At 67.6% G+C, this 24,968-nt stretch carries 21 protein-coding genes and 1 tRNA gene; 8 read left to right on the top strand and 14 right to left on the bottom strand.

Annotated elements, in window-relative coordinates; genetic code table 11:
• Positions 1-27: 27 nt before the first annotated feature.
• Positions 28-678: a DJ-1/PfpI family protein gene (locus tag A3OM_RS24375; RefSeq protein ID WP_043764926.1), complete on the bottom strand. Its 651-nt coding sequence runs from the start codon at positions 676-678 to the stop codon at positions 28-30.
• 451 nt (positions 679-1,129) lie between these two features.
• On the opposite strand from A3OM_RS24375, the gene A3OM_RS0119500 reads away from it, so the two are divergent.
• The 3 genes from A3OM_RS0119500 to A3OM_RS0119490 all read left to right on the top strand — a co-directional run bounded on the left by A3OM_RS0119500 (position 1,130) and on the right by A3OM_RS0119490 (position 3,027).
• Positions 1,130-1,873 carry a sigma-70 family RNA polymerase sigma factor gene (locus A3OM_RS0119500; RefSeq protein ID WP_018045464.1) on the top strand — a complete coding sequence of 248 codons (744 nt, stop codon included), beginning with the start codon at positions 1,130-1,132 and terminating at the stop codon, positions 1,871-1,873.
• A gap of 225 nt (positions 1,874-2,098) precedes the next feature.
• On the top strand, positions 2,099-2,509 hold the full coding sequence (locus A3OM_RS0119495) for a DUF1236 domain-containing protein (protein WP_018045463.1): 411 nt from the start codon (positions 2,099-2,101) through the stop codon (positions 2,507-2,509).
• Between the two features lie 212 nt (positions 2,510-2,721).
• Positions 2,722-3,027 carry a hypothetical protein gene (locus A3OM_RS0119490; RefSeq protein ID WP_018045462.1) on the top strand — a complete coding sequence of 102 codons (306 nt, stop codon included), beginning with the start codon at positions 2,722-2,724 and terminating at the stop codon, positions 3,025-3,027.
• 17 nt (positions 3,028-3,044) lie between these two features.
• Here the strand turns inward: A3OM_RS0119490 and mscL are convergent, their stop codons facing one another.
• The 3 genes from mscL to A3OM_RS0119475 all read right to left on the bottom strand — a co-directional run bounded on the left by mscL (position 3,045) and on the right by A3OM_RS0119475 (position 5,170).
• Positions 3,045-3,467 carry a large conductance mechanosensitive channel protein MscL gene (mscL, locus tag A3OM_RS0119485; protein WP_026176221.1) on the bottom strand — a complete coding sequence of 141 codons (423 nt, stop codon included), beginning with the start codon at positions 3,465-3,467 and terminating at the stop codon, positions 3,045-3,047.
• 57 nt (positions 3,468-3,524) lie between these two features.
• Entirely contained in the window at positions 3,525-4,370 is an 846-nt protein-coding gene (locus A3OM_RS0119480; RefSeq protein ID WP_018045460.1) for a phosphatidylcholine/phosphatidylserine synthase, read from the bottom strand.
• 89 nt (positions 4,371-4,459) lie between these two features.
• On the bottom strand, positions 4,460-5,170 hold the full coding sequence (locus A3OM_RS0119475) for a phosphatidylserine decarboxylase (protein ID WP_018045459.1): 711 nt from the start codon (positions 5,168-5,170) through the stop codon (positions 4,460-4,462).
• A 213-nt stretch (positions 5,171-5,383) separates the two neighbouring features.
• Between A3OM_RS0119475 and A3OM_RS26200 the strand changes: the two genes are divergently transcribed.
• Positions 5,384-5,554 (top strand): hypothetical protein, encoded by a 171-nt coding sequence (locus A3OM_RS26200; protein WP_018045458.1) that lies wholly within the window; start codon positions 5,384-5,386, stop codon positions 5,552-5,554.
• 31 nt (positions 5,555-5,585) lie between these two features.
• On the opposite strand, the gene A3OM_RS0119465 is transcribed toward A3OM_RS26200, so the two are convergent.
• On the bottom strand, positions 5,586-6,488 hold the full coding sequence (locus A3OM_RS0119465) for a pyridoxamine 5'-phosphate oxidase family protein (RefSeq protein WP_018045457.1): 903 nt from the start codon (positions 6,486-6,488) through the stop codon (positions 5,586-5,588).
• Between the two features lie 28 nt (positions 6,489-6,516).
• The gene (locus A3OM_RS0119460) at positions 6,517-7,131 is read right to left on the bottom strand and encodes a glutathione S-transferase (protein WP_026176220.1); all 615 of its coding nucleotides are present in this window, start codon (positions 7,129-7,131) and stop codon (positions 6,517-6,519) included.
• Between the two features lie 139 nt (positions 7,132-7,270).
• Between A3OM_RS0119460 and A3OM_RS0119455 the strand changes: the two genes are divergently transcribed.
• Entirely contained in the window at positions 7,271-8,179 is a 909-nt protein-coding gene (locus A3OM_RS0119455) for a LysR family transcriptional regulator (RefSeq protein ID WP_018045455.1), read from the top strand.
• 264 nt (positions 8,180-8,443) lie between these two features.
• Here A3OM_RS0119455 and A3OM_RS0119450 read toward each other — a convergent pair whose 3' ends face one another.
• Positions 8,444-9,265, bottom strand: a complete 822-nt coding sequence (locus A3OM_RS0119450) for an oxidoreductase (protein ID WP_018045454.1) — start codon at positions 9,263-9,265, stop codon at positions 8,444-8,446.
• A 561-nt stretch (positions 9,266-9,826) separates the two neighbouring features.
• Here A3OM_RS0119450 and A3OM_RS24835 point away from each other — a divergent pair.
• Complete coding sequence (locus A3OM_RS24835) at positions 9,827-10,921, top strand: acyltransferase (protein ID WP_018045453.1); 1,095 nt, start codon at positions 9,827-9,829, stop codon at positions 10,919-10,921.
• Between the two features lie 253 nt (positions 10,922-11,174).
• On the opposite strand, the gene A3OM_RS0119440 is transcribed toward A3OM_RS24835, so the two are convergent.
• From A3OM_RS0119440 to A3OM_RS0119420, 5 genes are all read right to left on the bottom strand, one after another.
• The gene (locus A3OM_RS0119440; protein WP_018045452.1) at positions 11,175-12,983 is read right to left on the bottom strand and encodes an RNA-dependent DNA polymerase; all 1,809 of its coding nucleotides are present in this window, start codon (positions 12,981-12,983) and stop codon (positions 11,175-11,177) included.
• Between the two features lie 316 nt (positions 12,984-13,299).
• Complete coding sequence (locus A3OM_RS0119435) at positions 13,300-14,964, bottom strand: hypothetical protein (RefSeq protein WP_018045451.1); 1,665 nt, start codon at positions 14,962-14,964, stop codon at positions 13,300-13,302.
• The gene (locus A3OM_RS0119430; RefSeq protein ID WP_018045450.1) at positions 14,961-18,107 is read right to left on the bottom strand and encodes a hypothetical protein; all 3,147 of its coding nucleotides are present in this window, start codon (positions 18,105-18,107) and stop codon (positions 14,961-14,963) included. The genes A3OM_RS0119435 and A3OM_RS0119430 overlap by 4 nt, the downstream gene beginning before the upstream one ends.
• 377 nt (positions 18,108-18,484) lie before the next feature.
• The gene (locus A3OM_RS25425) at positions 18,485-19,249 is read right to left on the bottom strand and encodes a hypothetical protein (RefSeq protein ID WP_157196510.1); all 765 of its coding nucleotides are present in this window, start codon (positions 19,247-19,249) and stop codon (positions 18,485-18,487) included.
• Between the two features lie 56 nt (positions 19,250-19,305).
• The gene (locus A3OM_RS0119420; RefSeq protein WP_018045448.1) at positions 19,306-20,283 is read right to left on the bottom strand and encodes a hypothetical protein; all 978 of its coding nucleotides are present in this window, start codon (positions 20,281-20,283) and stop codon (positions 19,306-19,308) included.
• A 376-nt stretch (positions 20,284-20,659) separates the two neighbouring features.
• Between A3OM_RS0119420 and A3OM_RS0119415 the strand changes: the two genes are divergently transcribed.
• A complete protein-coding gene (locus tag A3OM_RS0119415; RefSeq protein ID WP_018045447.1) occupies positions 20,660-21,127 on the top strand; it encodes a hypothetical protein in 468 nt (155 codons plus the stop codon).
• 333 nt (positions 21,128-21,460) lie between these two features.
• On the top strand, positions 21,461-22,573 hold the full coding sequence (locus tag A3OM_RS25935; protein ID WP_157196509.1) for a DUF2992 family protein: 1,113 nt from the start codon (positions 21,461-21,463) through the stop codon (positions 22,571-22,573).
• Between the two features lie 590 nt (positions 22,574-23,163).
• Here the strand turns inward: A3OM_RS25935 and A3OM_RS0119405 are convergent.
• Together A3OM_RS0119405 and leuC are read right to left on the bottom strand one after the other, a co-directional pair.
• A tRNA-Leu gene (locus A3OM_RS0119405) sits at positions 23,164-23,248 on the bottom strand.
• Positions 23,249-23,352: 104 nt separating this feature from the next.
• Positions 23,353-24,768 carry a 3-isopropylmalate dehydratase large subunit gene (gene leuC, locus A3OM_RS0119400; RefSeq protein WP_018045445.1) on the bottom strand — a complete coding sequence of 472 codons (1,416 nt, stop codon included), beginning with the start codon at positions 24,766-24,768 and terminating at the stop codon, positions 23,353-23,355.
• Positions 24,769-24,968 lie beyond the last annotated feature (200 nt).

Below are 24,968 nucleotides of genomic sequence, written 5' to 3'. Positions count from 1 at the left end.
CGGCTCCCCGACCCTCAGCCGCAGCGTCTACCGCGTGGCTGCCGCGAGACAGCCAGCCGCCAGGTCCTTGAGGATCGCTCCGGCGCGGGCGGAGATGTCCGGCCCCGCCGTCTCGGGCGTACCGTCGGAGAAGGGCGGTTCCGGCGCATATTCGGCCACGAGCTGGCTCGTCCTGGCATAGTCGTCGCCACGCAGGCGGGCCGCCAGGACGAGGGCGAAGTCGAGACCTGCGGAAATGCCCGCGGCCGTGATCCGGTTGCGGTCCACCACCACGCGCCGGTTCACCGGAATGGCGCCGAGGCGGGGCAGCACGGTCTCGCGCACGCACCAATGCGAGGTGGCGCGGTAGCCGTCGAGCAGCCCCGCCGCGCCGAGGATGAGCGAGCCGGTGCAGACGCCGGTGACCCAGGATGCGCGTGGAGCCCGGTCGCGCAGGAAGGCCAGGGTCGCCTCGTCGCGCATCTGGGCGGGGGTCGCGTCGCCGCCCGGCACGAAGAGCACGTCGATATCGAGGGGGCAGGTCTCGAAGGAGGTGTCGGCAATGAGGGTCAGGCCCGTATCGCTCGGAACGGGTCCGGCTCGGCGGGAGACGAGATGGAGCCGATCGCCCGCCAACCCGGCCAGGATCGCCTGCGGGCCCACGAGGTCGAGCGCCGTCATGCCGGGGAACATCAGCATGGCGATCCGCACGGGCGGCCGCTCGGGCGCCGCCGCGCGAGCGGCCTCGCCCGGACCGGACAGAACGGCCGCGGTCAGGCTCGCGGTGAAGGCGCGACGATCCATGGACGATTCCTCCCGATGGCCACGCCCTCCCGATGGCCACGCCCTCCCGATGGCCACGCCCTCCCGATGGCCATGACCGGATCATATAGACCACCGATCACGCCAGCAGAGGCCGCTGCGCTTTGGGACATGACGAAGATGTCGCTGCCTCCGGCGCCATCCGCCGCACGTGGACGCGAAGGGCGTACCTCGCCATATGCGCAGCTTGGCGGGATGCGTGACCGGGTGGGATGCGCTACAACCCCGTGACATGCTACGGGCTCGCCATCGACGTCAGGCGGACCGATCCGATACGGCCGGCCCGAACCGGACGATTTCCTGCCAAACGATCAGAATACGACGAGCCATGACACGCGACGTCCTTGACACCAGCCCCGACCGCTTGAGCGACACGAACGGCGACGGGCGGCCGAGCCTGACGGCGACCATTCGCTCCCATCTCGGAGACCAGCTCCGCACGGTCTACGACCGCCTCGGCACGGACGAGCCGTCCACGCGTTTCGCCGAGCTCATCGAGAAGCTGGAAGCCGCCCTGAAAGCGCGCGGCGAGCAGGTGGAGCCCGAGTTCCGCAACGGTCTGCTCGCGGCGGTGCCGTCGCTGCGGGCTTTCGCGCTCTCGCTCACCAGCAATCCGGCCCGCTCGGACGATCTCGTGCAGGACACCCTGCTCAAGGGCTGGCAGCATCGCGCTCGGTTCCAGCCGGGCACGAACCTCAACGCCTGGCTCTTCACCATCCTGCGCAACATCTTCTACTCCGACCACCGCAAGCGCGTGCGCGAGGTGGAGGACCAGGACGGGTCCTACGCCGCGCGTCTCGCCACGGCACCGCACCAGGGCGACCGCCTCGATGTGGAGGACCTGCAGACGGCTCTCGCCAAACTGCCGCCCGACCAGCGCGAGGCCCTCGTCCTCGTGGGCGCCGAGGGCGTGTCCTACGAGGAGGCGGCCACGATCATGGGCTGCAAGGTCGGCACGGTGAAGAGCCGCGTCAGCCGCGCCCGCGGGCGCCTCGCCGAATTGCTCGGCTACGACGAGGAAGACCTGAGCTCGGACCGGCTGATCCAATCGGCCATGCCGAAGGACGCCTGATTCCGGCCGCCGAGCCGTCGGGATCGGCGCTCCTTCGCGCTCACCAAGCGACATCGTATCGCGACACCGGGGGCATGAGGAACGTCGTCCCCCGTTCGGGGACATGGTTGGGACAATCCGGCAAAATCGATTTTCGAGGCATCCCTTTCCGGAGATCGGGCGTTACTGCCCCGAACCCCGCTGAGCGTCACCGTTCGCGGGTCATCGGATACGGAGATCTCGATCATGAACATCAAGACCCTTCTCGCCGCTTCGGCGATCGCCCTTTCCCTCCCCCTCGCGGCCCAGGCCCAGGGCCTCGTGCGCGGCGCGGAGCGTGGCGCACAGGACGGTGCTGACGCGGCCGGCCCGCTGGGCGCCATCGTCGGCGGTGCCGTCGGCGCCGCGACCGGAACCGTCGGTGGCATCCTGGGTGTCGACGACCGCCCCCGTTTCCGCCAGTACGTCACCCGCGAGCGTCACAGCTCCTACGCCTATGACGGCGATGTCCGCGTCGGCGCGACCCTGCCCGGCACCGGCGTGACCTATTACGACGTGCCGTCCGAGTACAACGCCCGCGGCGCGCGCTACACCATCGTCAACGACCGTCCGGTGCTGGTGGACCGCAGCCGCCGCATCGTCGAGGTCATCGACTGATCGTCGACATCGATCGACGCTGACCATTCGGCAGGAGCCCCCGGTGCCACGGCACCGGGGGCTTTTTCGTGGATCGGAGAATCGTCAGGGTTCGCAGGAGAAACACCTGAAATACCGGCGCAGGATCGGGTACCATCAACATTTGTGAGTCGGTACGCGCAACACTCGCCGCCCCGGCCGGTTATTGCTCTTGACTGAGAGAAACACCCGATATGGCAAACGATCCGATTCTCCGCATTGATCAATCGGCCTCCGGACAGTCCGGCGCCGCGGATGTCGATCCGTCTCTGCCCGAGCCGGTGCGGGACCATCTCGGCCAACAGCTGCGCTCCGTCTTCACCACGCAGGACGATGCGCCGAAATTCCTCGGTGAACCTGCCGTGCCGGAGGAATTCGCGCCGCAATTGCGTCGCCTCGAGACTCGGCTGAAGACGCATGAGGAAGGCACCGGCGCGGTCGAGCAGGCTCTGGATGGCCTCCTCGACGACCTGAACGCACCGCCCGCGACGTCGATCTGAACTCGGACCTCGGGACCCTAGACCTTGGGTTTGGCCGCGAGGATATCGCGGATCTCGCCCAACAGCTTCACGTCCGCCGGGGTTTCGGGAAGGGGCTTTGCCTCTTCCTGGGTCTGAAGCTTGTTCATGGCCCGGATGACGAGGAACAGCACGAAGGCGACGATCATGAAATTGAGCGCCACGGTGATGAACTGGCCGTAGCCGATCACCGCGCCCTGCTTCTTGGCATCGGCATAGGCCGCGCCCTTCTGCACGCTCGACGAGAGCGCGATGTAATAGTTCGAGAAATCGAGGCCGCCCGTGATCGCCCCGATGATCGGCATGAACACGTCCTGGACCGCCGACGTGACGATGGAGCCGAAGGCGGCGCCGATGATCACGCCCACCGCCAGGTCGACGACATTGCCGCGCAGCGCGAATTTCTTGAATTCTTCCAGCACCGTCGCCTCCAAAGCGTGAGCCCAACGGGCTTCCGGCAGAGACGTTAGGCGAGCCGATCAGCTTTCGACAGGCGCCGGTTCGATCTGTCCACGGCCGGTTGCGTCGAGACGCTCCTCGATCTTCGCCCGGCGCCGGTACTGCGCGGCCCCGATCGGCAGGGTGACGAGGTAGCCGCCCGCCATCACCACCATGGCCTCGAACGGATAGCTGATGAACAGGCCGAAGGCTGCGACCACCACGAGGAAGATCGGCAGCACCCATTCGCGCGGCACGCGTTTGCCCATGGTCTTGCCGGAGAAGGTGGGCACGGTGGAGACCACGAGGAGGGCGATGCAGAGCGTGTAGCCGAGCACCACCGGCGCGGCCCAGCGCTCGAACGGCAGGCCGAGGAAGTGGAGATAGAGCGGCAGCATCGCGGTCAGCGCTCCGGCCGGCGCCGGCATGCCGACGAAGAAGTCCTTCTTCCAGGCGGGCCGGTTGGGATCGTCGAGCATCGCGTTGAAGCGGGCGAGGCGCAGGGCCATGGCGATGGCGAAGATCAGGGCGACGATCCAGCCGAGCGAGCGCAGCTCCTTCAGCGCGAAGCCGTAGAGGATGAGCGCCGGGGCGCAGCCGAAATTGACGAAATCGGCGAGGGAATCGAGCTCGGCCCCGAAACGCGACGTGCCCTTGAGCATGCGGGCGACACGCCCGTCGATCCCGTCGAGGAAGGCGGCCGCGACGATGGCGATGACGGCGGGCTCGAACTTGCCCTCGAACGCGAGACGGATGGCGGTCAGCCCGAGGCAGACCGCCATCAGGGTGATCATGTTGGGCGCGATCATCCGGAACGGCACCGCCTTGAAGCGGCGCGGCTTCGGCTCGTTGGCATCCGGCTCGAAGGGCGGAAAGAGATCGTCCATGACGCGCCTTTTCAGAAAGACGGGCGAACGGGCCTATGGGGCACCGTCCGCGAAGGATCGCGACCCCGCCCGGGCGGGGCCGGGCGGGATCAGATGCGGCGGAAGCTGCGCTCGGGGCCGCCGCCGAGATCGGCGAGCACGGTCTCGCCCGCCACCGCCTTCTGGCCGAGGCCGACCAGCACGCGCGTGCCCACCGGCAGGTAGACGTCGACACGCGAGCCGAAGCGGATCAGGCCGAAGCGCTCGCCGACATTCAAGGTATCGTTCGCCTGCACCCAGCCGACGATGCGGCGGGCCACCAATCCGGCGATCTGCACGACGCCGACGCGCAGGGGGCTGCCGCGATGGGTGGTCTCGATGACGAGGCCGTTGCGCTCGTTGTCGTCGCTGGCCTTGTCGAGTTCCGCATTGAGGAACAGGCCGGGCGTGTAGACGATCTGGCCGATCTTACCGGTGACGGGGACGCGGTTCACGTGGCAATCGAACACGTTCATGAAGACCGAGATCCGCGTCATCGGCTCCTGCGGCAGGTCGAGCTCGGGCGGCGGCAGCACGGTGGAGATCAGGTTCACCCGGCCGTCGGCCGGCGAGACCACCAGGCCGTCGGCCACCGGGGTGACCCGCTCGGGATCGCGGAAGAAGTAGCAGACCCAGAGGGTGAGGATCAGGAAGATCCAGCCGGCGAACTGGGCGAAATAGCCGAACAGCACGGTCAGCACGATGCCGATCAGGATGAAGGGGTAGCCCTCCTTGTGGATCGGCACGAGGGTTCTGCGGATCGTCTCAAGCAGATCGGACATGAAGATTCGGTACTCCTGCGGACCGAGGGATCGGCCGCGCCCGCAATGCGGCCGGGTTGGCAGTCCCGACGGCCTGCGTCAACTCTCGGAGCGGATCGGCGGCGCCCGCAGGGCATCCCCGGCACCGGACCTGCCTTTGTGCATCTCGTTTGATGATGCCTTAAGCACCGCGCCGCTAGACCGGGACAGGATCGGGCGGGGAGCGGGGATCGGATGCTGGGTCGGGCGCTGATGCATGTGCGAGCGGCGATCGCCCTGCGGGACTGTGCCGCGAGCGCACCTTCGGATATCGAACGCCACCTCCTGATGAAGGTGGCCGCGATCCACGAGGCCAGGGCCCGCAAGGTGCTCCGCGCGAGCCAGAGCCAGGTCCGCCGTCGCTGAGGTGGGTCCGTCACGGGAGCCGGTCGCTCCGTCACCAGAGCGGCACGGCCCCCGCGCGCCGGACGAAGGTCCGGGGTGCGAAGCGCCAGAGCCGCTCGGCGCCCGGAAAGCGCGCGATCTCGGGGGAATCGAGGAGCACCTCCGCCCGCCCCGTCATCTGCAGCAGGTCGCCGGTGGTGAAATCGATGATTGCGAGCCCGGCGCGGGGATTGGCGCGGATGTTTCCCAATGTGTTGAAGAAGCGGTTGCCGGAATAATCCGGGACCGTGAGCACGTCGTCCTCGCCGACGCGCACGAAGCCTTTGGGGCCGCCGCGATGCGAGACGTCGACCTGCCGGTCCCCGTCCTTCCCCTCCGCATAGGTGGCGACGAAGAGCGTATCTGCCCCGGCGATGAGCGCACGGGCGCTTTCGTCGAGGCCATGGCCGGTCTCCGGAGCCGCCGCGACGGGATTGCGCAGGCGCTCCGCACCCTGCCGGACGTGGATGTATTGCGGGCAATTGCCGAAGCTCTGCCGCACCTGGACCTCGAAACCGTCGCCCTCTCTGCGCTCCACGATTCCGTTCAGGCGGTTCCTCCGCCGCGTCGCCAGATCGATCCCGAGCAGACCCACCGCCGCACCCTCCGTCAGGCCCGCCTGGGCCGGATCGCCGAGTTCGGCGGCTGCCCGCACGCGCAGCCGGAAGGGGTCAGGCGCCTCGACGAAACCCGGTTCGCCCGTCCGGACCGTCGCCCAGACGTCACCCTCCGGGTCCACCGCCCCGAGCACCACGAAGGGCAGGTGACGGAAGAAGTCGCGATGCTGCTCGATCATCTGGTCGCGGATCACGCGGGGGCCGATCTCGGCCATGCGCTCGGCGACGCCGGCATGGTCCTGGATCGCGATCTCGCCCGGGTGCCAGGGCGAGGCGGGGTGAGGGTCGGATGAGGACATGGGGCATCTCCTGTGGCAGGGGGTCGTCTCAGGCCGCGCGCAGGCCGGCCGCCGTCGTCGGAAAGGCCACGAAGCCGGGCAGTGCTTCGATCCGGCCGAGCCAGGCGCGGATCTCGGCATAGGGCGCGAGGTCGACATTCCCCTCGGGGGCTGCGGCGACGTAGCTGTAGAGGGCGACATCCGCGATGGTCGGGTGGTCGGCGGCGATCCAGGCGCGACCGGCGAGCTCCGCCTCGATGCGGCCTAGGATTTGATGGGCACGGGCAATCACTTCGGCCGTGTCGAAGCGAGCGCCGAAGACGGTGATCAGCCGGGCCGCGGCGGGGCCGAAGGCGATAGGTCCGGCCGCCACCGAGAGCCAGCGCTGCACCTGCGCCGCACCATAAGCATCCTCCGGCAGCCAATCCGTGCGCCCGAGCTTTTTCGCCAGGTAGACCAGGATGGCGTTGGAATCCGGAACCACCACGTCGCCGTCCACGAGCACCGGCACCTGTCCGAACGGGTTCAGGGCCAGGAAATCCGGCGTCCTGTGCGCGCCGGCGGCGAGATCGACCTCGACGATCTCGCAATCGGCACCCACCAGCGACAGGAACAGACGCGCCCGGTGCGCATGCCCGGACAGGGCCATGTGGAACAGCTTCATGATGGATCTCCGCGACAGCCGGACGAGGGCGCCGGCCACGGACACATCAGAGACCCTTGCCTGGAACGCGTGAACCGGCATTCTCCGCAATCGACTATTCCGCTGGATGGAATAATCCGCGGGTACGGAGGAGGCCGGCATGGATCGGTGGCAGGCGATGCGGGTCTTCGTGCGGGTGGCGGAGAGCGGGGGGTTCGCTGCTGCGGCGCGCCAACTCAACATGAGCCCGCCCGCCGTGACCCGTGCGGTGGCCGCCCTGGAGAACCGGATCGGAACCCGTCTTCTGACGCGGACGACGCGCTCGCTGATGCTCACCGAGGCGGGCGGACGCTATCTGGAGGATTGCCGCCGCATCCTCTCGGACATGGAAGAGGCGGAAGCACTCGCGGCCGGCGCATACGCGACACCTTCCGGAACCTTGACGATTACCGCTCCGGTGCAATTCGGCCGGCTTTATGTCTTGCCTGCCGTCACCGAATTTCTTGCGCGCTACCCGGCCGTCAGCGTGCGGGCGCTGTTCCTCGACCGGGTGGTCAACCTGATCGAGGAGGGCGCCGATGTGGGAATCCGCATCGGTCATCTGGCCGATTCCGGGCTCGTCGCGGTCCGGGTCGGCACGGTCCGCAGGGTTCTCTGCGCCGCGCCGGACTATCTCGACCGGCACGGGACACCGGAATCGATGGGGGATTTGCACCGCCACGCGACCATCGGTTCGACCGCCACGGGACTGCCCTTCGAGCGCCATTCCCCGGCCGAAGGGCCGACGCGTGGCGCCACGCGATGTCGGTTGATCTGCAACACCATCGACGCGGTCCTGGCGGCTGCCATCGCGGGCCAGGGGATCGCACCCCTGCTGTCCTATCAGGTGGCGCCATCGGTCGCCGAGGGCCGGCTCAGGCTGGTCCTCGACGATCCGGAGGCGGTGCCGCTCCCGGTCCATATCGTGAGCCTGGAGGGAAGGCGCGCGCCGGCCAAGGTGCGCGCCTTCATCGATCTGGCGGCGGCGAGGCTCCAGGCCGACCCGATGGTCAATCCCGGTCGTGGCTGAGAGCCTGTTAGAGTTGTTTTTCCAAGGCGTTACCTCATCCTGAGGTGCCGCGTAGCGGCCTCGAAGGAGCGCTCCAGATATCGCAGTAAGCTCTGGAACTCTCCTTCGAGGCCCTTCGCCGAGGCGAAGGGCACCTCAGGATGAGGCGGACTGCTGGGAGCAGCGGCTTTGGCACGAGCATCCGCTGAGACATCCGATCAGACGCTCGTAGAGCCGGTCGGAACGCATACCTTCCCTGCACCCGAGCGCCCGAAGCGCGGAGGCTCAGGAGACCGGGGGAAGGCGCATCTGCTTGCGGTAGCTCTTGTCGAACTGCTTGGCCGGCACGAAACGGCGCAGGAGGCTTGCCTGCCGCGCCATCGATCCGGCGGTGTAGCGCAGATGGGGCGCCGTCGCGGTGGCGGCCTTCACCACCACCTCGGCGACGATCTCGGGCGCGTCGGCCGTGGCCATGACCTCCCGCGTGAAACGCTCCCGGCCCGCGCGATCGGAATCGTAGAGGCTCAACGGGGCATCGGGGGAGACCAGGTTCGCGTCGAAGGCCGTGCGCGTATAGGCGGGCTCCACCAGCACGACGCGGATTCCCTGGCCGCGGACCTCGTGGTCGAGGGATTCCGAATAGCCCTCCACCGCGTGCTTGCTGGCCGAATAGACCGCCATGTAGGGCGCCGGGACGAGCCCCAGGATGGAGCTGATGTTGACGATGCGGCCGCCCGCCTGCGCCCGCATCAGCGGCAGCACCGCCCGGGTGGTGCGGATGACGCCGAACAGGTTGACGTCGAAGAGCGCCTGCGCCTGTTCGGCCGTGGATTCCTCCGCCGCGCCGCTGATGCCGAATCCGGCATTGTTGACGAGCAGATCGATCCGCCCGGTCTCGCCGTGGACCGTCTTCACCAGGGCCTCGACGGACGCGTCGTCGGTCACGTCGCAGGCCAGCATCGTGACGTCCCCGTCCCGCCCCTGGGTGGGTCTGCGGCTCGTGCCGTAGACCCGGTAGCCCGCCGCTTTCAGGGCCTTGGCCGTCGCCAAGCCGATGCCGGATGCCGCTCCGGTGACGATGGCCGTCTTGATGTCCGTCTTGCCCACGACGCTCTCCCACGATGCGCCCCCTCGGGGGACCGCTTCGGCTTATAGATTATAATCATAATCTATAATTGCAAGACGTATCGGGGGAGCCGGCCCATCCGCGATGGCGTGCGTCGACTTCCAGTGGCCGCCGCCCGAGCCGTCGGCAGGCGAGGGGCTGAAATTTCACGGTTGGTACCGTTCGCGCACGACCCCTTGCCGACCCTCGGAAGGTCCGCTTCCAGGCTGTTCAGGCCGCTTCCGGGCGAGAGTGGGTGGAAGCAGGCACCGCCTTCGCGCCCGCTTACAACTCGAAGCTTGCTCCGGGAGTGTTCGCGTTCGGCATGCTTGATGAAACATCGAGCAGGACAGGGTTGGGTGGCTCTGCCAATGCCGACTTACGAGCGGCAAGAGCACCGAAGTGAACGTCGCCCCACCGACCCGCGACCCTAAGGCAGGCGCGCCCACAACACATTTCAAAATATGAGTAACTCCAATGCTCGCTTGCAAATTTCAATGGCCTGCATTGGATGTGAATGTCTAACCACACCGTAGTGACTTTAATATCCCGGAGAGCATGTCGTGAAACAGCGCCTCGACGGCTTGACGGGTCTTCGAGGTATTGCAGCATTCAGCGTCGTCATCTTTCATTTCAATATTATGCCGCTCAGCTCAATGGAAGTGGCGACCTGGCTACCATTTTTTAAATTCGGAAATACGGCCGTCGACATATTTTTTATCATTAGCGGATTCATTATTTCATTTGTTCACCTGAATGATTTCAAGAATTTGAGTAGTAGGGGTATCGGACGATTCATACTTTTGCGACTCGCCAGGATCTACCCGCTTTACGTGCTTACTGTCATATTTATGGTCGGCATGACGGCCGGCGCGATCATGCTCCACTTGCCGTACAATCCCAAAATCGCAGATTTTGGCCGATTACTAGACTGCTTGCTCATGACCCAGGCATGGCATTCAGACGGCATGGCCTGGAATTATCCAGGGTGGTCGCTCAGCGCTGAATGGTTTGAATATCTTATATTTCCCCTCATCGCTTCTGGGGTCGTTGGTCTGGGAAAAAAGCAGGGCGCTCTCGTGTTGGTAGTCGCCGCCGGAGCCCTTATCGCCTATGGCGGATTGAATTATTTCGAAAGTATGCCTTTGATAAGAAGCACGGCAGGTTTTTTATTGGGAATGCTCTGCTTTCAGCTGACTTACTTAAATCTAGTAAAGAGCATTCCGTTTGTCCCCATCGCTTTGCTTGCAATTCCCATTTTGACATTCACATGGGGCACCATTGCCGGACCACTCACACTTCTAATGTTCTATTCAATTATCGTTTTAGCATGCGCCTATCCAGGCAATAGAATTGAGCGCGCTTTCGTGTATAAACCGTTTGAATATTTGGGGCAAATATCATATTCCCTTTATCTCATCCACGCGCCCATTCAAATGGTTCTTGGGCGTATCCTGCTCCAGCGTTGGCAGTTTGGTCAGTCAAAGATCGCGGACATCATAGTCAGCGGCGCATTCATCTTTCTGACGGTTCTTTTGGCTCACCTTGTCTATCGGTGGTTTGAGTTGCCAACCAGACGTTGGTTGCGGTCGCGCATATTGCCCTATTATCAGTTGGAAGAGGGGGCGCCTCCTGGGGTTACAAGTGCGAAGACATGACGATGCCCATCGTGTCGTGGGGAAAGGTCGGCTGAGAGGCGAAAGGTCGGGGGCTTTTTTCCACACATCGCGGACGTTCAGGGGGCGGTACCAAGCGTCGGATGTCCACCACGAGGAGCAAGCCGCCGTCACATCGCCAGCGACGGCGCCCTCCGCCGGGTCTCGAAGACCCCGACCCATGGATCAGAGGCAGCGCGGCTCGGTTTGAGAGGCCGCCGGAATGCGGCCGGACACGGGGCCGCTGCCGAGATCCCTATCTCCGGCGTCGGCGGCGGAGCCAGCGCCGGATTGCGATGACGAGAGCCGCCGCGAGCACCAGCAATCCGAGAACCGGATGCACGATGGCGCCGGCCTGGAACAGGACGAACACGCCGAGGACCGCCATCCAGGGCTTCAGCGGAGTGTCCTCCTCGACATCGCCGCCGCGCGGCGATCCGGGACGCGGCTGGTCAGTCGCCGGCGCGGGGCGACGGCCGATGGAGGGCAGGCCGCTGCGTCCGGGTACGCTTTGGGCGGGCCGCTCCGCCTCCAGCAGGATGGGATCGGGCCGCGGCGGCGGGCGTTCGGCCGGGCTCCACCAGCCCTCGCGCGGCGGCACGCCCCGGGCGGATTGCGCGCGGAAGGGGGTGATCCGTGGCTGGGCCGATTGCTGCGGCGCTCGGTGCGTCTCGGCGAGCCTTCGCGCCTGCGCGACCAGGGGAGCACCGGCTTCGGGCGTGACCATTCGGACGAAGCGGGCAAAGCCCAAAGCCGCCCCGAGCACTGCCTGCCCCTCGCTTCGGCCCCAGCGGCGGCCGGCGGGTCCGTGCCCCTCGATGCCGTGAAGGAGGGCGCGGAACCGGCGCAGGGTCTCGCGCGGCACCGCGACCCGTTCGTTCACCGTGAGCCCGGTGACCTCCTGGTGCCGCCCCCGCCGCATCACCCGCGTCTTGTCGGGATGGACGGTGAAGCCTTCGCCGGCGACGATCTCGTGCACGTATTTCAGGAGCGCGCCGGTCTTGCCCGCCGCTTCGCCCGAGGCGGAGAAGGTCATGTCGTCGGCGTAGCGCGTGTAGGTGAAGCCGAGCGAGGCGGCGAGGCCGGTGAGCCGCGCGTCGAGGCGGGTGCAGACGAGGTTGGTGAGGGCCGGGCTCGTGGGCGCCCCCTGCGGCAGGCGCCGTGGTCCGCGCGCCGCGTAGAGGCGCTGTCCGTCGATCTCGACCTCGTCCACATCCGGCTCGGTGCAGAGCAGGGCAAGGACGGTGGCGACCGGCTCGGCATAGCCGAGGCCCCGGAACTTGCCCTTGATCCGGCTGTAATCCAGCGTCGGGAAGAAGTCCTTGAGATCGAGGTTGACCACCACGTCCCGCCCCACATGGAGGGCGGCGTTCGTCAGGATCGAGCGGCCCGGAACGAAGCCGTGGGCCGCGTCGTGGATGCCCGCATGAGCCAGCACGGCATCGAGGATCCAATATTGCGCCCGCTTGAGGCGGGGCATCGGCGCCGAGATGGCGCGCAGCCCGCCGGTCTTCTTCGGGATGGTGAAACGCTGGTAATGGCTCACCGTGGCGAGCGCCCGGTCATAGGCGAGGAAGCGCAGCTCTCCGAGGCCGATCCCCATGGCCTCGGCCACAGCGCCAGGACTCGCCAGTTCCGGCAGGCCGTCGGCTCGCGACGCCCCGGCGTCTCCCCCCGAGAGACCCGCCGAGACGCCCTCGCCGAGATACAGGATCTCCCGGTTCCGGCGCCCGTGCCAGGCGAGCGCGCGTTCGTGCCGACCGCGCGCGCCGCTCAGCTTGGTTTCGCGTCGCCGTTCCAGGGCCGCCTTCTTCCGGCGCTTGTGCATCGCCTTGAGGGCGGCATCCGGATTCGTCCAGAGCGCCGCGCTGCGATGCAGCTCCGTCAGTTCGCGGGCGAGCTCGCCCCGGCGGCGGATGACCTCCTCGGGGAGGTTCGGCTGATCCTTTCCGGCCGGCCAGTAGCCGAGCCGGATCATCTCTTCGAGGACGACCTCGTCCTTCGAGCTCTCGCGGATGCGGTCGTAGAGCTGCTGCCGGGTGAGCGAGCCGGGCTGGACGCTCATGGGCGGCTCGCCCGGACGGGAAGATGAATGAGGGACGCCGGCCGGAAAGCCTTCGTCAAGTCTCGGGACTGGTCCGGTCCACTCGATGCCGGCACGACCCCTACCGCGCGTTTGGGTTCAAGGAACCCAAACAGAAAGCGCGCGGTAGGGGTCTGTGCCGGCCCAGTGAAGAGCGGGCCAGTGACGCTTTGCCGGGCAGGGTGCAGGGACGGCGAAACGCCGCCCAGGTTGCAAGGTCCGCTCCGCCCGACGTCCCTCAGGGGTTGAAGCTTAAAGCATGCCGGGGACGGCATCAATCGGTTCCGGACGCGGTTCCTCACGCCTGACTCCTCATCGGCTTGCCCTCGACCTGCGCATGGACGATGCGGCGCAGGGCCAGCATGTGCTCGCAGGGGCCGCGCATCAGTCTGTTGCGAATGTAGAAGCCGCAGGTGCAGTGGCCGCCGACCATCCGGTCGTCCGCGTCGATCTCGACGGCGGTCGCCATGGCCCGGCCATCGTCCAGCACCGAGCCGGTGAGGCTGCGCCGGCCCTCGGCGCGGGCGATGGGGCCGAGGGTCACGAGCCCGGCGGCGACGAAACGGTCGGCCTTGGCCTCCTGCTCGGAGGCGAAGCGCAGGGCGCCCGCATCGAGGTGCTCGCGGGTGAGTTCGCGCAGGCGGAACACCCGCTTGTCGAGGTCGAACATGACGCGGCCGGCCTGGACGTAGCGGCCGAGCGCCGACTCCACCGTCGCCCGGTCGAGGCCGGTCTCGGCGGCGAGGGTCCCGGCATCGGCGAAGAGATGGCGGCCGAGCGCCGCGAAGACCCGCGCGGCGGTGCCCGTATCGACATCCGTGCGGGGCGCGAGGAGGTCGAACTGGCCGGCGCGGGACCAGTCGTTGGCGGTCCAGCCGGACAGGCCGAGGGTGAAGCGCAGGCCGCCGTAATCCACCACCGCGAAGGAGGGCAGACCGGTGCCGAGGAGATGGAGCCGCACCGATCGGGCGAGGGGCAGGGCGCGGGCGAGGATCGCCAGCCGGCGCCGGCCCCAGAGCCGGATCTCGGCGCTCGCCGGCCCCCGGTAGATCGAGCGCCGGAAGGTCAGGCGCTCGTTCCAGGGTTCGATCAGCACGCTCACCGGCCGGTCCGGCTCGAGCAGGAAGCGCAGGGAGCGCGGGCCGTGCCGCTCCCGGCGGGCGGCGAGCCGCGTGAGGATCGCGTGCATGTCGACGGGGTGCAGATCGACCACGCTGGCGGGCTGCGTCATGGCGCTCGAGACCTGCAGGAAGCCCCGCATCCAGGAATCGGGCAGATCGATCTTGTCCTCGCGATACTCCTCCGTGCCGCTGGTCTGCACCGAGAAGCCGGTGGGGTCGATGGCGAGCTCGGTGTCGCGGTCGCTGCGGATCTTCTGGAACTCGTCGTACAAAGCGTGGCTGTAATCGATGTTGGTGGTGCCGAAGGCCATCTCGCCCATGCGCTCGAACACGTCATGGTCGCAGGAGAGGCGCCCGTAGGTGGATTCGTCGAGGCTGAAACACTCGAAGAAGATCTCGTCCGGATGCACGGTGATGACCGGGTCGAGGACGATCCAGGCGTCGAGATCCTCCTTGTAGAGGCGGTCGAAATAAAGCTGCCGGGCCTTGTAGAACGGCCGCATCACCGTCTGGTACCGGATGCCGATGTCCGTGAGTTCGCGGCGCAGGGACTCGATCTCGGTTTCCAGCTCGTCCCTGCCGGCCAGCGCTTCGGCCAGGAGCTGCTGCTCGTTGGCCTGCAGCCAGGCGAAATAGGCGCTGCGGTCCTTCGGCTTGAAGCGCAGGTCCGACACCACGACGTGGTGGAGGGCCGAGATCGCCTCGCGGAACGGCAGGTGGCGGGAGACTCTTCCGTTGAAGAAGGTCGGCGCGCGCAAGGTGTCGGGGGCGAAGCCGAGCCGCGTCGTGCCCCCTTCCGTGACGGCGCGGCTCTCGCCGAGATAGCGGTGATGGAGCTTCATCGGGCACCCTCCGACAGGGATCCGGGGGAGGGCCGTGCCGCGGACGGTCGCCGGACGAGGGGCGTCTCGAGATCCGGATAGGCGTCGGCGATGTCGCGGAGCGCCAGGATCGCGGCGTTCCGGTCGCGGGCCGTGCCGCTGAGCGACAGGTCGGCGAAGAAGGGCAGCAAATTTTGAGCCCGTTCCCGGCTGCGCAGGGCCTCCCCCTTCAGGAAGGCGGCCATCCTGTCCTTGGCGGTCCGCCCCGTCAGCACCTGCAGCATGACGATGCGGGCCAGCGGCACGAGACGCGCGAAGGCGTCCTCGCTGGCCACGGCCTCTGCCGTCAGCAGCTCCGTCACCAGAAGGTGCATCGAGGGCGAGGGATGTTCGAGGAGGCGCAGGATCTGGGCATCCGCCTCCCCCGGCCGCAGCCGGCTGCGCAGGATCCGGCGGGCGAAGGCCAGGACCTCCGGCTTGACGCTGTCGGTGACGACGGCGAGGGCATCGGGCGTCCAGGCCTCCTCCGGCCAGGCCGCGAAATGGCTCTCCGCGAAGGCGAGCGTCTCCGGCCAGTCGCTCTCGACGAGGAGGACGGCCTCGGCCGCCTCGGCCTGGAAGCGGGCCGGCTCGGCCAGATAGGCGGCCATCGCCCATTGCCGCACGGCGAGATGCGAATGGCCCCCGAGCCGTGCGATCTGGCGCACGCTGAAGAGGCCCGGCTCCCGCTCGGCCAGCACGACGGCGCCGAGGCGCTGCGCGCCCTTGGCCTGCGCCTGGAGGAGGCGCCACAGGGTGCCGGCGTCGAGGGCGGCGAGCTCGCGGGGCATCGCCTCGCCCAGGAGCGCGACAACGTCGGCGACGAACCGGTCGTCCGGCGCGGTGCGGAACAGGCTCGCGATGAGGGATTGCGCCAGGGGGCCGGCGCTGGCCGGATCGGCATCGACCAGGCGCTTCACCAGGGGCCGCGCCGCCTTTCGCAGGACGGGCGAAGGCCCGCAGGCGAAGGCGAGGATGTGGTCGGCGTGCCGGCGGAGCCGCTCATCGTCGAGGCGCGACAGGAGGCCGATGGCGGCGTCCCGCACGTCCAGGGAGTCCGATCCGATCAGGGCGTACCATTGCTCGGCGGGCAGGCCATCGGCATCGGTGCCGGACAGGGCCAGCAGCGCGACGCCCGCAGCGATCATCTCCGGGGCCGGATGCGCCATCAGCGCGCCGATGTCGTGCCCGGCCACCGGCATGTCGTGGTCCGGCCAGAGCAGCGGGATGCTGCCGCGCATGGCCCGGATCGCCGCCTTCGCTTCCTCGTCGAGGACGGGCGGCATCGCCCGCAGCCACGCCACCAGCCGCTCGGCCAAAGGCCCGGCCACGCCGCCCGGAAGCCCGCGCTCGCGGGCGAGGGGGACGAGCGAGGCCCCGACCTCCGGCGCGGCGTTCGTGAGCAGGGCGAAGGCCAGCGCCACGTTCGTCCAGGGCAAATCCGCCTCGGCCTCGATCCGCCGCAGGGCGAGCATCCGCGCCTCAGGGAACCGGGCCTGAACGAGGACGGCGAGGAGTTCGGGATCGGCCCCGCCCCGGGCGAGCCGCTCCCGCGCGATCTCCAGGCCGAGGGCGGCGACGGCGGGCAGAGTCGCGCCGAGCAGGCGACCGACCGCGGCGGCATCCAGGGCCGCGCAGGCGGCGGGATCGGCCCGCAGGACGCGCAGGCCCAGCATCGCCACGGGGTCGATCCGCCCCTCCGTGGCGAGCCGGAGCGCGAGGTCGGGCCGGGCGCTCCAGAGGTCGGGGAAGGCCTCGTCCCGCGAGTCGAGGTCGGTGTCGGCATCGAGGAAGAACGTGGCCGAGCCCGAGCGCGGCCGTGCTTGGCGCGCATGGCGGAACAGGAGTTGGCTCGCCGCCCAGTGGGTCGCGAGCGGCCCGCGCAGGCGGGCATCGCGGCCCCAGGTGCCGTCCGCCTGACGCCGCCACAGGGTCGAGACCGTGCGCGGACCCAGATCCTCCGGCCGCACCCTCAGCAGCAGGCCGGCGGCCATCTCGGCGAAGGCCGGATCGCCGACCTCGCCGCGCTTGCGCAAGGCCCGCCAGATCCGGCGCTTGAGGTAGAGCGAGGTGGCCGAGGACAGGCCGATCCGCGCATCCGGACCGCCCCGTTCATCGCGCACCACGAATTGCCGCCGCAACTCGGCCGAGTAGACCAGGGGGGCGCCGGATTTGTACATCGCCTTCGCGGTCTCGAGCCGCAGCGCCGTGGCGCCGAAGAGGCCGGCATCGTCGGCCATCTCGGCATGTTTGAAGAGGCGGCGCAGGCCGATGAGGTAGGGCGGCCGGGCGGGCAGATGCGAGAGCGCGGCGCAGAGGCCCGCATGCAGCACGGCATCGTCCTGCGCGCAGCGGCCGAGCGCCACCAGCGCCGGCCCGACGGCGAGGGGCTTGGCCCTGGCAAGGGCGGTCAGCGCGGCGACGAGGCCATCCGCGTCGCCGGCGCGGGCCGGTCGGGCGACCGCCTCCGGCAGGTCGGCCTCCTCTCCCGAGGAGCGTCGCTGCGCGCCCATCAGCGGCGAGACCAGGGCGAAGCGGGCGAGGTCACGGATCACGACGCTGCTCGTCTCGGCCGCCACGGCCTCGAGGATCGGTGCCGCCTTGCCCCCCACGGCGCGGGCCAGCGCCCAGACCAGGGCGTAGCTCGCCCCCGCCGGACCGATGTCCCGCACCAGGGCGACGAGGTCCGGCTCCGCTCGCGCGATGCGGAGCTGGCCGATGCGCCAGAGCAGGCGCTCGCGATCCTTCTCCGGCCACGGCCCGCGCCGGCAGGAGGCCAGGCGCGCGAGAAGGATGCCGTCGCGGCCCTCGGCCGGGGTGTCGCCCTCCCGCGATTCCGCCTCGCCCGCCGGTCCGGGCAAGGCGGTGGCCGGGTCGATCCTGCGGTAGCCGGCATTGATCTTCGCGACGACGACACTGTCGAACACCTTCGCGGCGGCATCGGCGGTGATCGGCTGCGCCGTCTTCGATCCCTCGCGCAGGATCGTGCCGCGTCGTCCGTAGCGGATATTGACGAGGAAGCGCTCAGGGGCGGCGACCGCGTCGTTCTCCACGAGGTCCACCTCGTAGACCTTGTCGGAGGCCCCCTCCTTCAGGTGGAGGCGCGCCGCGCGGACGACCCTCATGCAGCGGACCCGGTCTGGGCAACAGTGCGATCCTCGGGTCTCTGCATCGTGGCTCCTCGCGGAACGGGGAAGAGGCGGCGACCGGCGCGGTGACATGCGGCGTTCCGGTCGCAGGGATGTCTAGCCGCCCTGGGATCGCGGGGGCAACCCTGGTGGGCCGGGCTACGGTGTTTACACACCTTGCGGTCACCAGGGGGCCGCTCTCCTAAACGGAGACCATGCCGGTGCCGATGGAGGCCCTCTCCCGGTCGGGTCGCGGCAGGGCCCTTGGCGGGCCGTCGGCGAGGAACAGCCGCCGACTTCGCCCGCCATCGCCGATCGGGGGCAGCGTGAGGCGGTCGAGACCGGTGCGTCCGCCCCGGAGGTCGCGCCCGAAGCTACGGCGCCCGCCGAGGCGCCGGGCCGCCGCCCGCCCCGGCCGCGGGGCCGTTCCGGCGGTCCTTCGCGACCAGCCCGTCCTCCGTCAGCGTGACGTCCCGGAGCGTCGCTGGCGGAATGAAGTCCTTGGAGAGTCCGGCGACGAAAGCCGGCACCGTCCCGAGGCGCCGGGCGGCCTGCCAGCCGGCATGGTGCAGCACGGCGCGCAGCTTCACCCGTTCGGCAAAGGCGGCGCGCGTGGCGGCCCGCGACAGGGGCGGCTTGCCCGCCAGGGGCTCCACCATCCGGCGGCGGATGGCGCGGAGGGCGGCGGCGCTCGGCTCGACGCTCGTATCGTTGGCCACCATCCATTGGAGAACGATGAAGGTGGTGAGCACGTCGCCCGCATCGTCCGCGCGCAGGTCGGTCCTGGTGAGGAAGCCGCGAAAGATCGTGTCGTAATCGTGCCTGGCCATCTCCCGCCCGACCTCCTGCGCCGCGACGGGATCGGTGGCGCTCAGCTCGCGAACGTACCGGGCCACCGTCGTGGCGCGCAGCTCCGCGCTCGCGATGAAGGACAGGTCGCCCGCCCTTCGCGGCGGGTCGGCCTGCGTCCGGGACTGCCGCGCCGTGTCTCCCACCGACCCGGCGCCGATGGTCGCGTCGAGGTTCTGGAACTGTTGCTGCTGAAGCCCCTGCAGGATGCTCGCTCCGACATCCTGGGCCGGGGCCGCGACGGGAACGAGCGCGGCGAGGGCGCAGACGCAGCGGATCGTGGCGTTCATGGCATGCTCCACCTTCGTGAAGGCCGACGGACGGCCCTCCACCAGGGCACGCCCACTCAGCGCGGAACCACCGAGGCGGCGACGCGCTCGGCCCGCGCGAGGGCGTCCGGCTGGTCCGCGCCGGCGAGACCGATGACGCGCAGGTAGCTCTTGCCCTCGAAGCGGATCGTCTGGGTCACCCCGACCTTTCGGCCGGACCGCACGTCCTTGCCGGTGGCGCGCAGGCGGATGAGGACCGCGCCGCCCTCGGTGGTGCGGCTCTCGTCGGTGACCGCGATGTCCTTCACCTCCCGGATGGTGCCCAGCGCCTTGCGGGCGAAGGCGCTCTGCTGGCCGGTCGCGACCGGGGCCTTGCCCAGGGAGGGCGCCACGATGACGAGCGGCTGGGTGCCTTCGGGATCGACGTCCTTGGGGCCGTCGGTGAGCAGGAGGGTATTCCCCATCAGCGTCCGCACCGGGCGGAACCCGGCCAGGTCCCCCACCGAATAGGGCATGGCCGCGATCTGGTCGGCGACGCTGCCGGGGGAGCGGAAGGCGATGGTGCCCAGCGCCGCCTCAACCGCCTGGTTCGGCACCTGCCCACGGGCCGCTTCCGGAACCTGCACGGTGACGAGGCCGGTGCCATCCCCGCCCCGCACCACCGCGACCCACTTGGTATAGGCGATCCCCCTGGCCGACTGGCTGCCGCGCAGGACACGGCCCTCGCCGCCGGCGACGGCCAGCGGCTCGGCGGCTCCCACGGCGGCAAAGCCCGTCGAACGCAGGGAATCAGGGGTGAATTTTTCGGCGAGCTGCCCGTAGGCCTCGGCCGGCATCGCGACGATGACGATGGAGGCGCCGGAGGGATGCTCGAAACCGGCGAAGCTCTTGGCGGGCGTCATGCCGGCGGGCGGCACGAGACCGATCGCGCCGGCGGGCGGGAAGACCGCCTCGGCGGCGAGGGCCGGCAGGAGCGGGACGGAGAGGAGCGGGGAGACGAGGCCGAGGAGGGCGAGGAGGCGGCCGGTGGCCCGGCGGAAACGGGAAAGAACCATTCTGGAAGCGTCTCTCGAGAGTGGGACGTCAGCGTCGGTGGGGCTTGCCCCGACGCCTGCTCGGAAGCCGCAAGAGCTTGGCCGGCGGACGCTCGGAGCGTCAAGTCACCGGGAGCCGTGCGTGAACCGTCCGCATCGGCCCGGCGCGCGAGGGCCTGTGTCCCGGCGAAGGGGCGGTAAAGCTGCCCTGCGACTTGCCTGCCGAGGGCACCGGGATATCCTGGCCGGCGATGGGGAGCTTGGAGAGTGCACCGGGACCGCGCTGGCCCGGCGGGAACGCTGGCCCGGAATCCCGCCCGAAGAGGCCGAGGCGGATGTCACGGTCGGGCCTCGCACGCACGGCACGCTCCAACGCGCTCGACCTCGGAGCCGCAGCATGACGATCACCCTCGACGACGTGAAGGCCGGCAAACTCCGTGACGACGGCCACATGAATTATGGGCCGAACGGCTCCGGCTGGCTGATGCAGCACAGCGCCATCCCGCGGCTGACCTGCATCGACCGGGGCTATGCGGGCGCGGCGCGGCAGGCGGCCGGACTGCCCTTCGAGCGGGTCTGGTGCGTGGACGGAATGCCGGTCGCCAGCCTCGAGGCGGCGATCGATGCGCTCAACGTGCCGCCCGTCTTCACCGACGAGGAACGCACCGTGCTCGAACACGTGCCGGTCGAATGGGTCGAACGGGTGGCCTTCAGCGAGCGTATCGCCGCAAAGGCGGGCCTGCCGATCGGGCCTGCTCTCGAGGGCCTCCACCGGAAAGGCGCCCTCGAGACCGCGTTTCGACCGGGCGAACCCTTTGCGACGGTGTGGATCCGGCGCGCCCCAGGCGAGGAAGCCGGAGAATGACGGCCACCAATGGCCTGCGGCTTCGGGCGTTCACCCGCCGCCACCATGCTCCGCCGCCGACGCGTTTGGTCGCCGCCCTCACGCTCTCTTGACGTAGTTGTCGTGCGCGACAGACCGTCGGCAGCCTGTGGGTGCCGCCATGGAGAATTTATCCCATAGCGCATCCTTCGCCGCATGGTGGTCAATCGTAGCACCACATTGCGGGATCAGACGCACCGATGCTCAACGAACGTCTTTTCTCGCACCTGGCGAAAAATTATGGTGGCAAAGATGCATAGATTGGACTTACTACATCTGTAATGGTTGTGCCTACCACCGACACGAGAACGTTCGATGCATTTCCGAGCAATCTTCCTGAGCTTACTTTGTGCCACAAGTGCAGCCGCAGGAGATGTTGCGTATGTTAAGAATTGGGTTGATGCTCAGGGCGGATGCAGGGCTGCTCTTTCTGAGATGCAATCGATAAGTTTTGGCCGCCAGAATCGTGATGAGTTTCTCGGCAAGCGTTTTCAAGACTGGTCTGATAGAGATATTAATGAATTTCGGGCCATCTACGCGGAATGTTATGCTATTGCAAATACACCATTCGGCATTACCCCGAATCCCCGAAATCCTAACGTTCTTATGTTCGCTGAGAAACGTGTCGGTGAGTTGCAGTTAGCAATTGGAACAGTGCGCTCGGCAATACTTGCTCAGGATGCAGCTACAAAGGCGCAGAAACGACAAGCACTTGAGGCCGAAGCGGCAACGGCAGAAAGAATCGCGCGCAACCGCGCCGAAGAAGAAGCATCTCTTGCGGCTCAGACGGAAGCGAACCGGCAACGACAAAGCGATCTGCGGAAGGATAATGAGGCGGCCGAGAAATTGCGTTCAGCACGCATAAATGCTGCGAGGGAACGCGCAAAACATGACGAAGAGGTCGCCCTGGAAATAGAGCGCCAAGCTGCAGCTGAAGAAAGTGCGCTTTCAGAGATAAAAAAGGCCACCGAGGCATCTCGCTTGCGCCGTCAAGCTGCAGAACAGCGCCTCGCTCAGAGCAAGGCCGCCATGGAGGCTCAGCGCCAGCAGCAAGAAACTTCGGTGACGGTCGCTGAAGAAAACCAAGCCATAGCAGAGCCTAGCAACCCACCTGCCGCAATACAACCTCCCCCTGTACGACATACACCCTCCGCAGGAACCGCTGCTGGATGTGAGAAGCTTCCAGTGCGAAAGCTTATCATTGAGGAATTCAATCGCGCTGCGGAAAAAAATGACCTTCCTTTGGCAATCGATTTAAGCTCCGCCCAAACCGATTCTTTTGCCATACAGGGAGAGTTTTTCACTGCGGCTTGCCGTTATGTGGTCCACCTTGATAATGGCAAACAGCAGCGATTTCTATTGAGCATAAATATAAACTCTCTTGGAAGTCCATATATTTCTATTAAGCCTCAGGGAAAGTCGTTTTAGTTATTCGGCCAATCATTAGTGAAAGCGATATGGAACCCATAATTCTTAATTTCGATATAGCATCAGCATCGAGATCCGCATGCCACCGACGATTGCCGCAACGTCGGATGGAGCGGGAATCTTAGTCATCTCGGCTGCAAACTGTACAAGCCCGAACTGCCCTCAAGCTGCGAAAGCCGCCACATGGCCGAGATGCCAGCATTCCCCGGCGAGGGCCGTGACCTAACGCTGATAGAGCGGCAACCGGCCTTGCTCAAACCACACTATAGAGCTTTGACACGGTCGCAATGGTCGCACGTCGGCCGTTGCGGCATCGCATGTCCGAAGCGGGACATTGGCGAACTCGTCGAGACAGAAGCTGACGGCACAAGCCGCATCGGCCCTGAAAACGGGAGCTCAACACTGAAATGCGACCGCGAACACGTTGGGCAACGCCGGCGGGAACACGGAGCTTGAACTGTATGTGACCCGAATCTGCTCGGGTATCCTGCCGTTTCGTGGCGAGGATCATTTGGGGTGTGATCCGGTTTTGCATTCCGGCCCGACCCAGAACTCGTATTACATCAACGGAGCAACGACTTAAAGTCGCTTGGTGCCCAGGAAAGGACTCGAACCTTCACCTCTTGCAAGACTGGTACCTGAAACCAGCGCGTCTACCAATTCCGCCACCTGGGCCGGTCGGCAGATGTTTGCCGACGCGGAGGTTCGTTTAGGCGGACGGGCCGGCCGCGTCAATCGCGATTCCGGCCCGTTTCGCGGATTCCGCTTAAGCTGGGCGTTCAGGCCTCGCCGCGCCACTCGCGGATGTCGACGAAGCGGCCGGCCACGGCGGCGGCGGCGGCCATGGCGGGGGAGACGAGGTGGGTGCGCCCGCGATGGCCCTGGCGGCCTTCGAAGTTGCGGTTCGAGGTGGAGGCGCAGCGCTCGTTGGGGCTGAGGCGGTCGGCGTTCATGCCGAGGCACATGGAGCAGCCCGGCTCGCGCCAGTCGAACCCGGCCTCCTTGAGGATGAGGTCGATGCCTTCCGCTTCCGCCTGGGCCTTCACCACGCCGGAGCCCGGCACCACCATGGCCGAGACCGACGGATGGACCTTGCGGCCCTCCACCATCTTGGCCACGGCGCGCAGGTCTTCGATGCGGCCGTTGGTGCAGGAGCCGATGAAGACCCGGTCGACGCTGATGTCGGTGATCTTGGTGCCCGGCGTGAGGCCCATATAGTCGAGGGCCTTGGCCTTCGACTGGCGCTTGTTCTCGTCGGTGATGGCGGCCGGGTCGGGCACGAGGCCGGAGATCGAGACCACGTCCTCGGGGCTGGTGCCCCAGCTCACCAGGGGCGGCAGGCTCGCCGCGTCGAGGCGGACCTCGCGGTCGAAGAAGGCGCCCTCGTCGGTGGCGAGGCTGTCCCAATAGGCGCGGGCCCGCTCGAACGCCTCGCCTTTGGGGGCCTTGGGGCGGTCCTTGACGTAGGCGTAGGTGATGGCGTCCGGCGCCACCAGGCCGGCGCGGGCGCCGCCCTCGATCGACATGTTGCAGATCGTCATGCGCCCCTCCATCGAGAGGGCGCGGATCGCCTCGCCGGCATATTCGATGACGTAGCCGGTGCCGCCGGCGGTGCCGATCTCGCCGATGATGGCGAGGATGATGTCCTTGGCGGTGACGCCCGGCGGCAGGATGCCGTCCACGGTCACGCGCATGTTCTTGGCCTTGCGCTGCAGCAGCGTCTGGGTGGCGAGCACGTGCTCCACCTCCGAGGTTCCGATGCCATGCGCCAGCGCCCCGAACGCGCCGTGGGTCGAGGTGTGGCTGTCGCCGCAGACGATGGTCTGGCCCGGCAGGGTGAAGCCCTGCTCGGGGCCGATGACGTGGACGATGCCCTGGCGCCGGTCGAGGGCATCGTAGAACTCGATGCCGAAGTCCCGCACGTTCTCGGCCAGCGTCTCCAGCTGAAGGCGGCTCTCCGGATCCTCGATGCCGAAGCGGCGGTCCGAGGTCTGGACGTTGTGGTCCACCACCGCCAGGGTCTTCTCCGGGTGGCGCACGCGCCGTCCGGCCACGCGCAGCCCCTCGAAGGCCTGTGGGCTCGTCACCTCGTGGACGAGGTGGCGGTCGATGTAGAGGAGGCTGGTGCCGTCCGGCTCGACATCGACCACGTGGTCGTCCCAGATCTTGTCGTAGAGGGTGCGCGGGGCAGTCATGGCGTGGCTGTTTCGGTTTTCGTTGTTGATCGGATCGCGGGCGGATATCTGACTCTCGACCTCTTTAGTAATGTTCGAAAGGCCCGCTTGGAAGTAGGCCGGCGCACACGGCGCATCGGGCTCATGACTGCCGCCCACGCGCCGCATGGCGGCCTTGGCCGATACGGCCCCGCCGCCATGGCTGGACCCTGCCCGGACGG

The sequence above is a fragment of the Methylobacterium sp. 88A genome (assembly GCF_000376345.1).
Classification (GTDB): Bacteria; Pseudomonadota; Alphaproteobacteria; order Rhizobiales; family Beijerinckiaceae; genus Methylobacterium; species Methylobacterium bullatum.
The sequence above is the reverse complement of the archived record's forward strand: the minus strand, read 5'-3'. Positions and strand labels throughout refer to the sequence as shown.

Bases quoted from the DNA above. Each gene is read 5' to 3' on its own strand.
- A3OM_RS24375 (WP_043764926.1), bottom strand. From the start codon at position 678: ATGCTGATGTTCCCCGGCATGACGGCGCTCGACCTCGTGGGCCCGCAG.
- A3OM_RS0119500 (WP_018045464.1), top strand. From the start codon at position 1,130: ATGACACGCGACGTCCTTGACACCAGCCCCGACCGCTTGAGCGACACG.
- A3OM_RS0119495 (WP_018045463.1), top strand. From the start codon at position 2,099: ATGAACATCAAGACCCTTCTCGCCGCTTCGGCGATCGCCCTTTCCCTC.
- A3OM_RS0119490 (WP_018045462.1), top strand. From the start codon at position 2,722: ATGGCAAACGATCCGATTCTCCGCATTGATCAATCGGCCTCCGGACAG.
- A3OM_RS0119480 (WP_018045460.1), bottom strand. From the start codon at position 4,370: ATGGACGATCTCTTTCCGCCCTTCGAGCCGGATGCCAACGAGCCGAAG.
- A3OM_RS0119475 (WP_018045459.1), bottom strand. From the start codon at position 5,170: ATGTCCGATCTGCTTGAGACGATCCGCAGAACCCTCGTGCCGATCCAC.
- A3OM_RS26200 (WP_018045458.1), top strand. From the start codon at position 5,384: ATGCTGGGTCGGGCGCTGATGCATGTGCGAGCGGCGATCGCCCTGCGG.
- A3OM_RS0119465 (WP_018045457.1), bottom strand. From the start codon at position 6,488: ATGTCCTCATCCGACCCTCACCCCGCCTCGCCCTGGCACCCGGGCGAG.
- A3OM_RS0119460 (WP_026176220.1), bottom strand. From the start codon at position 7,131: ATGAAGCTGTTCCACATGGCCCTGTCCGGGCATGCGCACCGGGCGCGT.
- A3OM_RS0119455 (WP_018045455.1), top strand. From the start codon at position 7,271: ATGGATCGGTGGCAGGCGATGCGGGTCTTCGTGCGGGTGGCGGAGAGC.
- A3OM_RS0119440 (WP_018045452.1), bottom strand. From the start codon at position 12,983: ATGAGCGTCCAGCCCGGCTCGCTCACCCGGCAGCAGCTCTACGACCGC.
- A3OM_RS0119435 (WP_018045451.1), bottom strand. From the start codon at position 14,964: ATGAAGCTCCATCACCGCTATCTCGGCGAGAGCCGCGCCGTCACGGAA.
- A3OM_RS0119430 (WP_018045450.1), bottom strand. From the start codon at position 18,107: ATGAGGGTCGTCCGCGCGGCGCGCCTCCACCTGAAGGAGGGGGCCTCC.
- A3OM_RS25425 (WP_157196510.1), bottom strand. From the start codon at position 19,249: ATGAACGCCACGATCCGCTGCGTCTGCGCCCTCGCCGCGCTCGTTCCC.
- A3OM_RS0119420 (WP_018045448.1), bottom strand. From the start codon at position 20,283: ATGGTTCTTTCCCGTTTCCGCCGGGCCACCGGCCGCCTCCTCGCCCTC.
- A3OM_RS0119415 (WP_018045447.1), top strand. From the start codon at position 20,660: ATGACGATCACCCTCGACGACGTGAAGGCCGGCAAACTCCGTGACGAC.
- A3OM_RS25935 (WP_157196509.1), top strand. From the start codon at position 21,461: ATGCATTTCCGAGCAATCTTCCTGAGCTTACTTTGTGCCACAAGTGCA.
- leuC (WP_018045445.1), bottom strand. From the start codon at position 24,768: ATGACTGCCCCGCGCACCCTCTACGACAAGATCTGGGACGACCACGTG.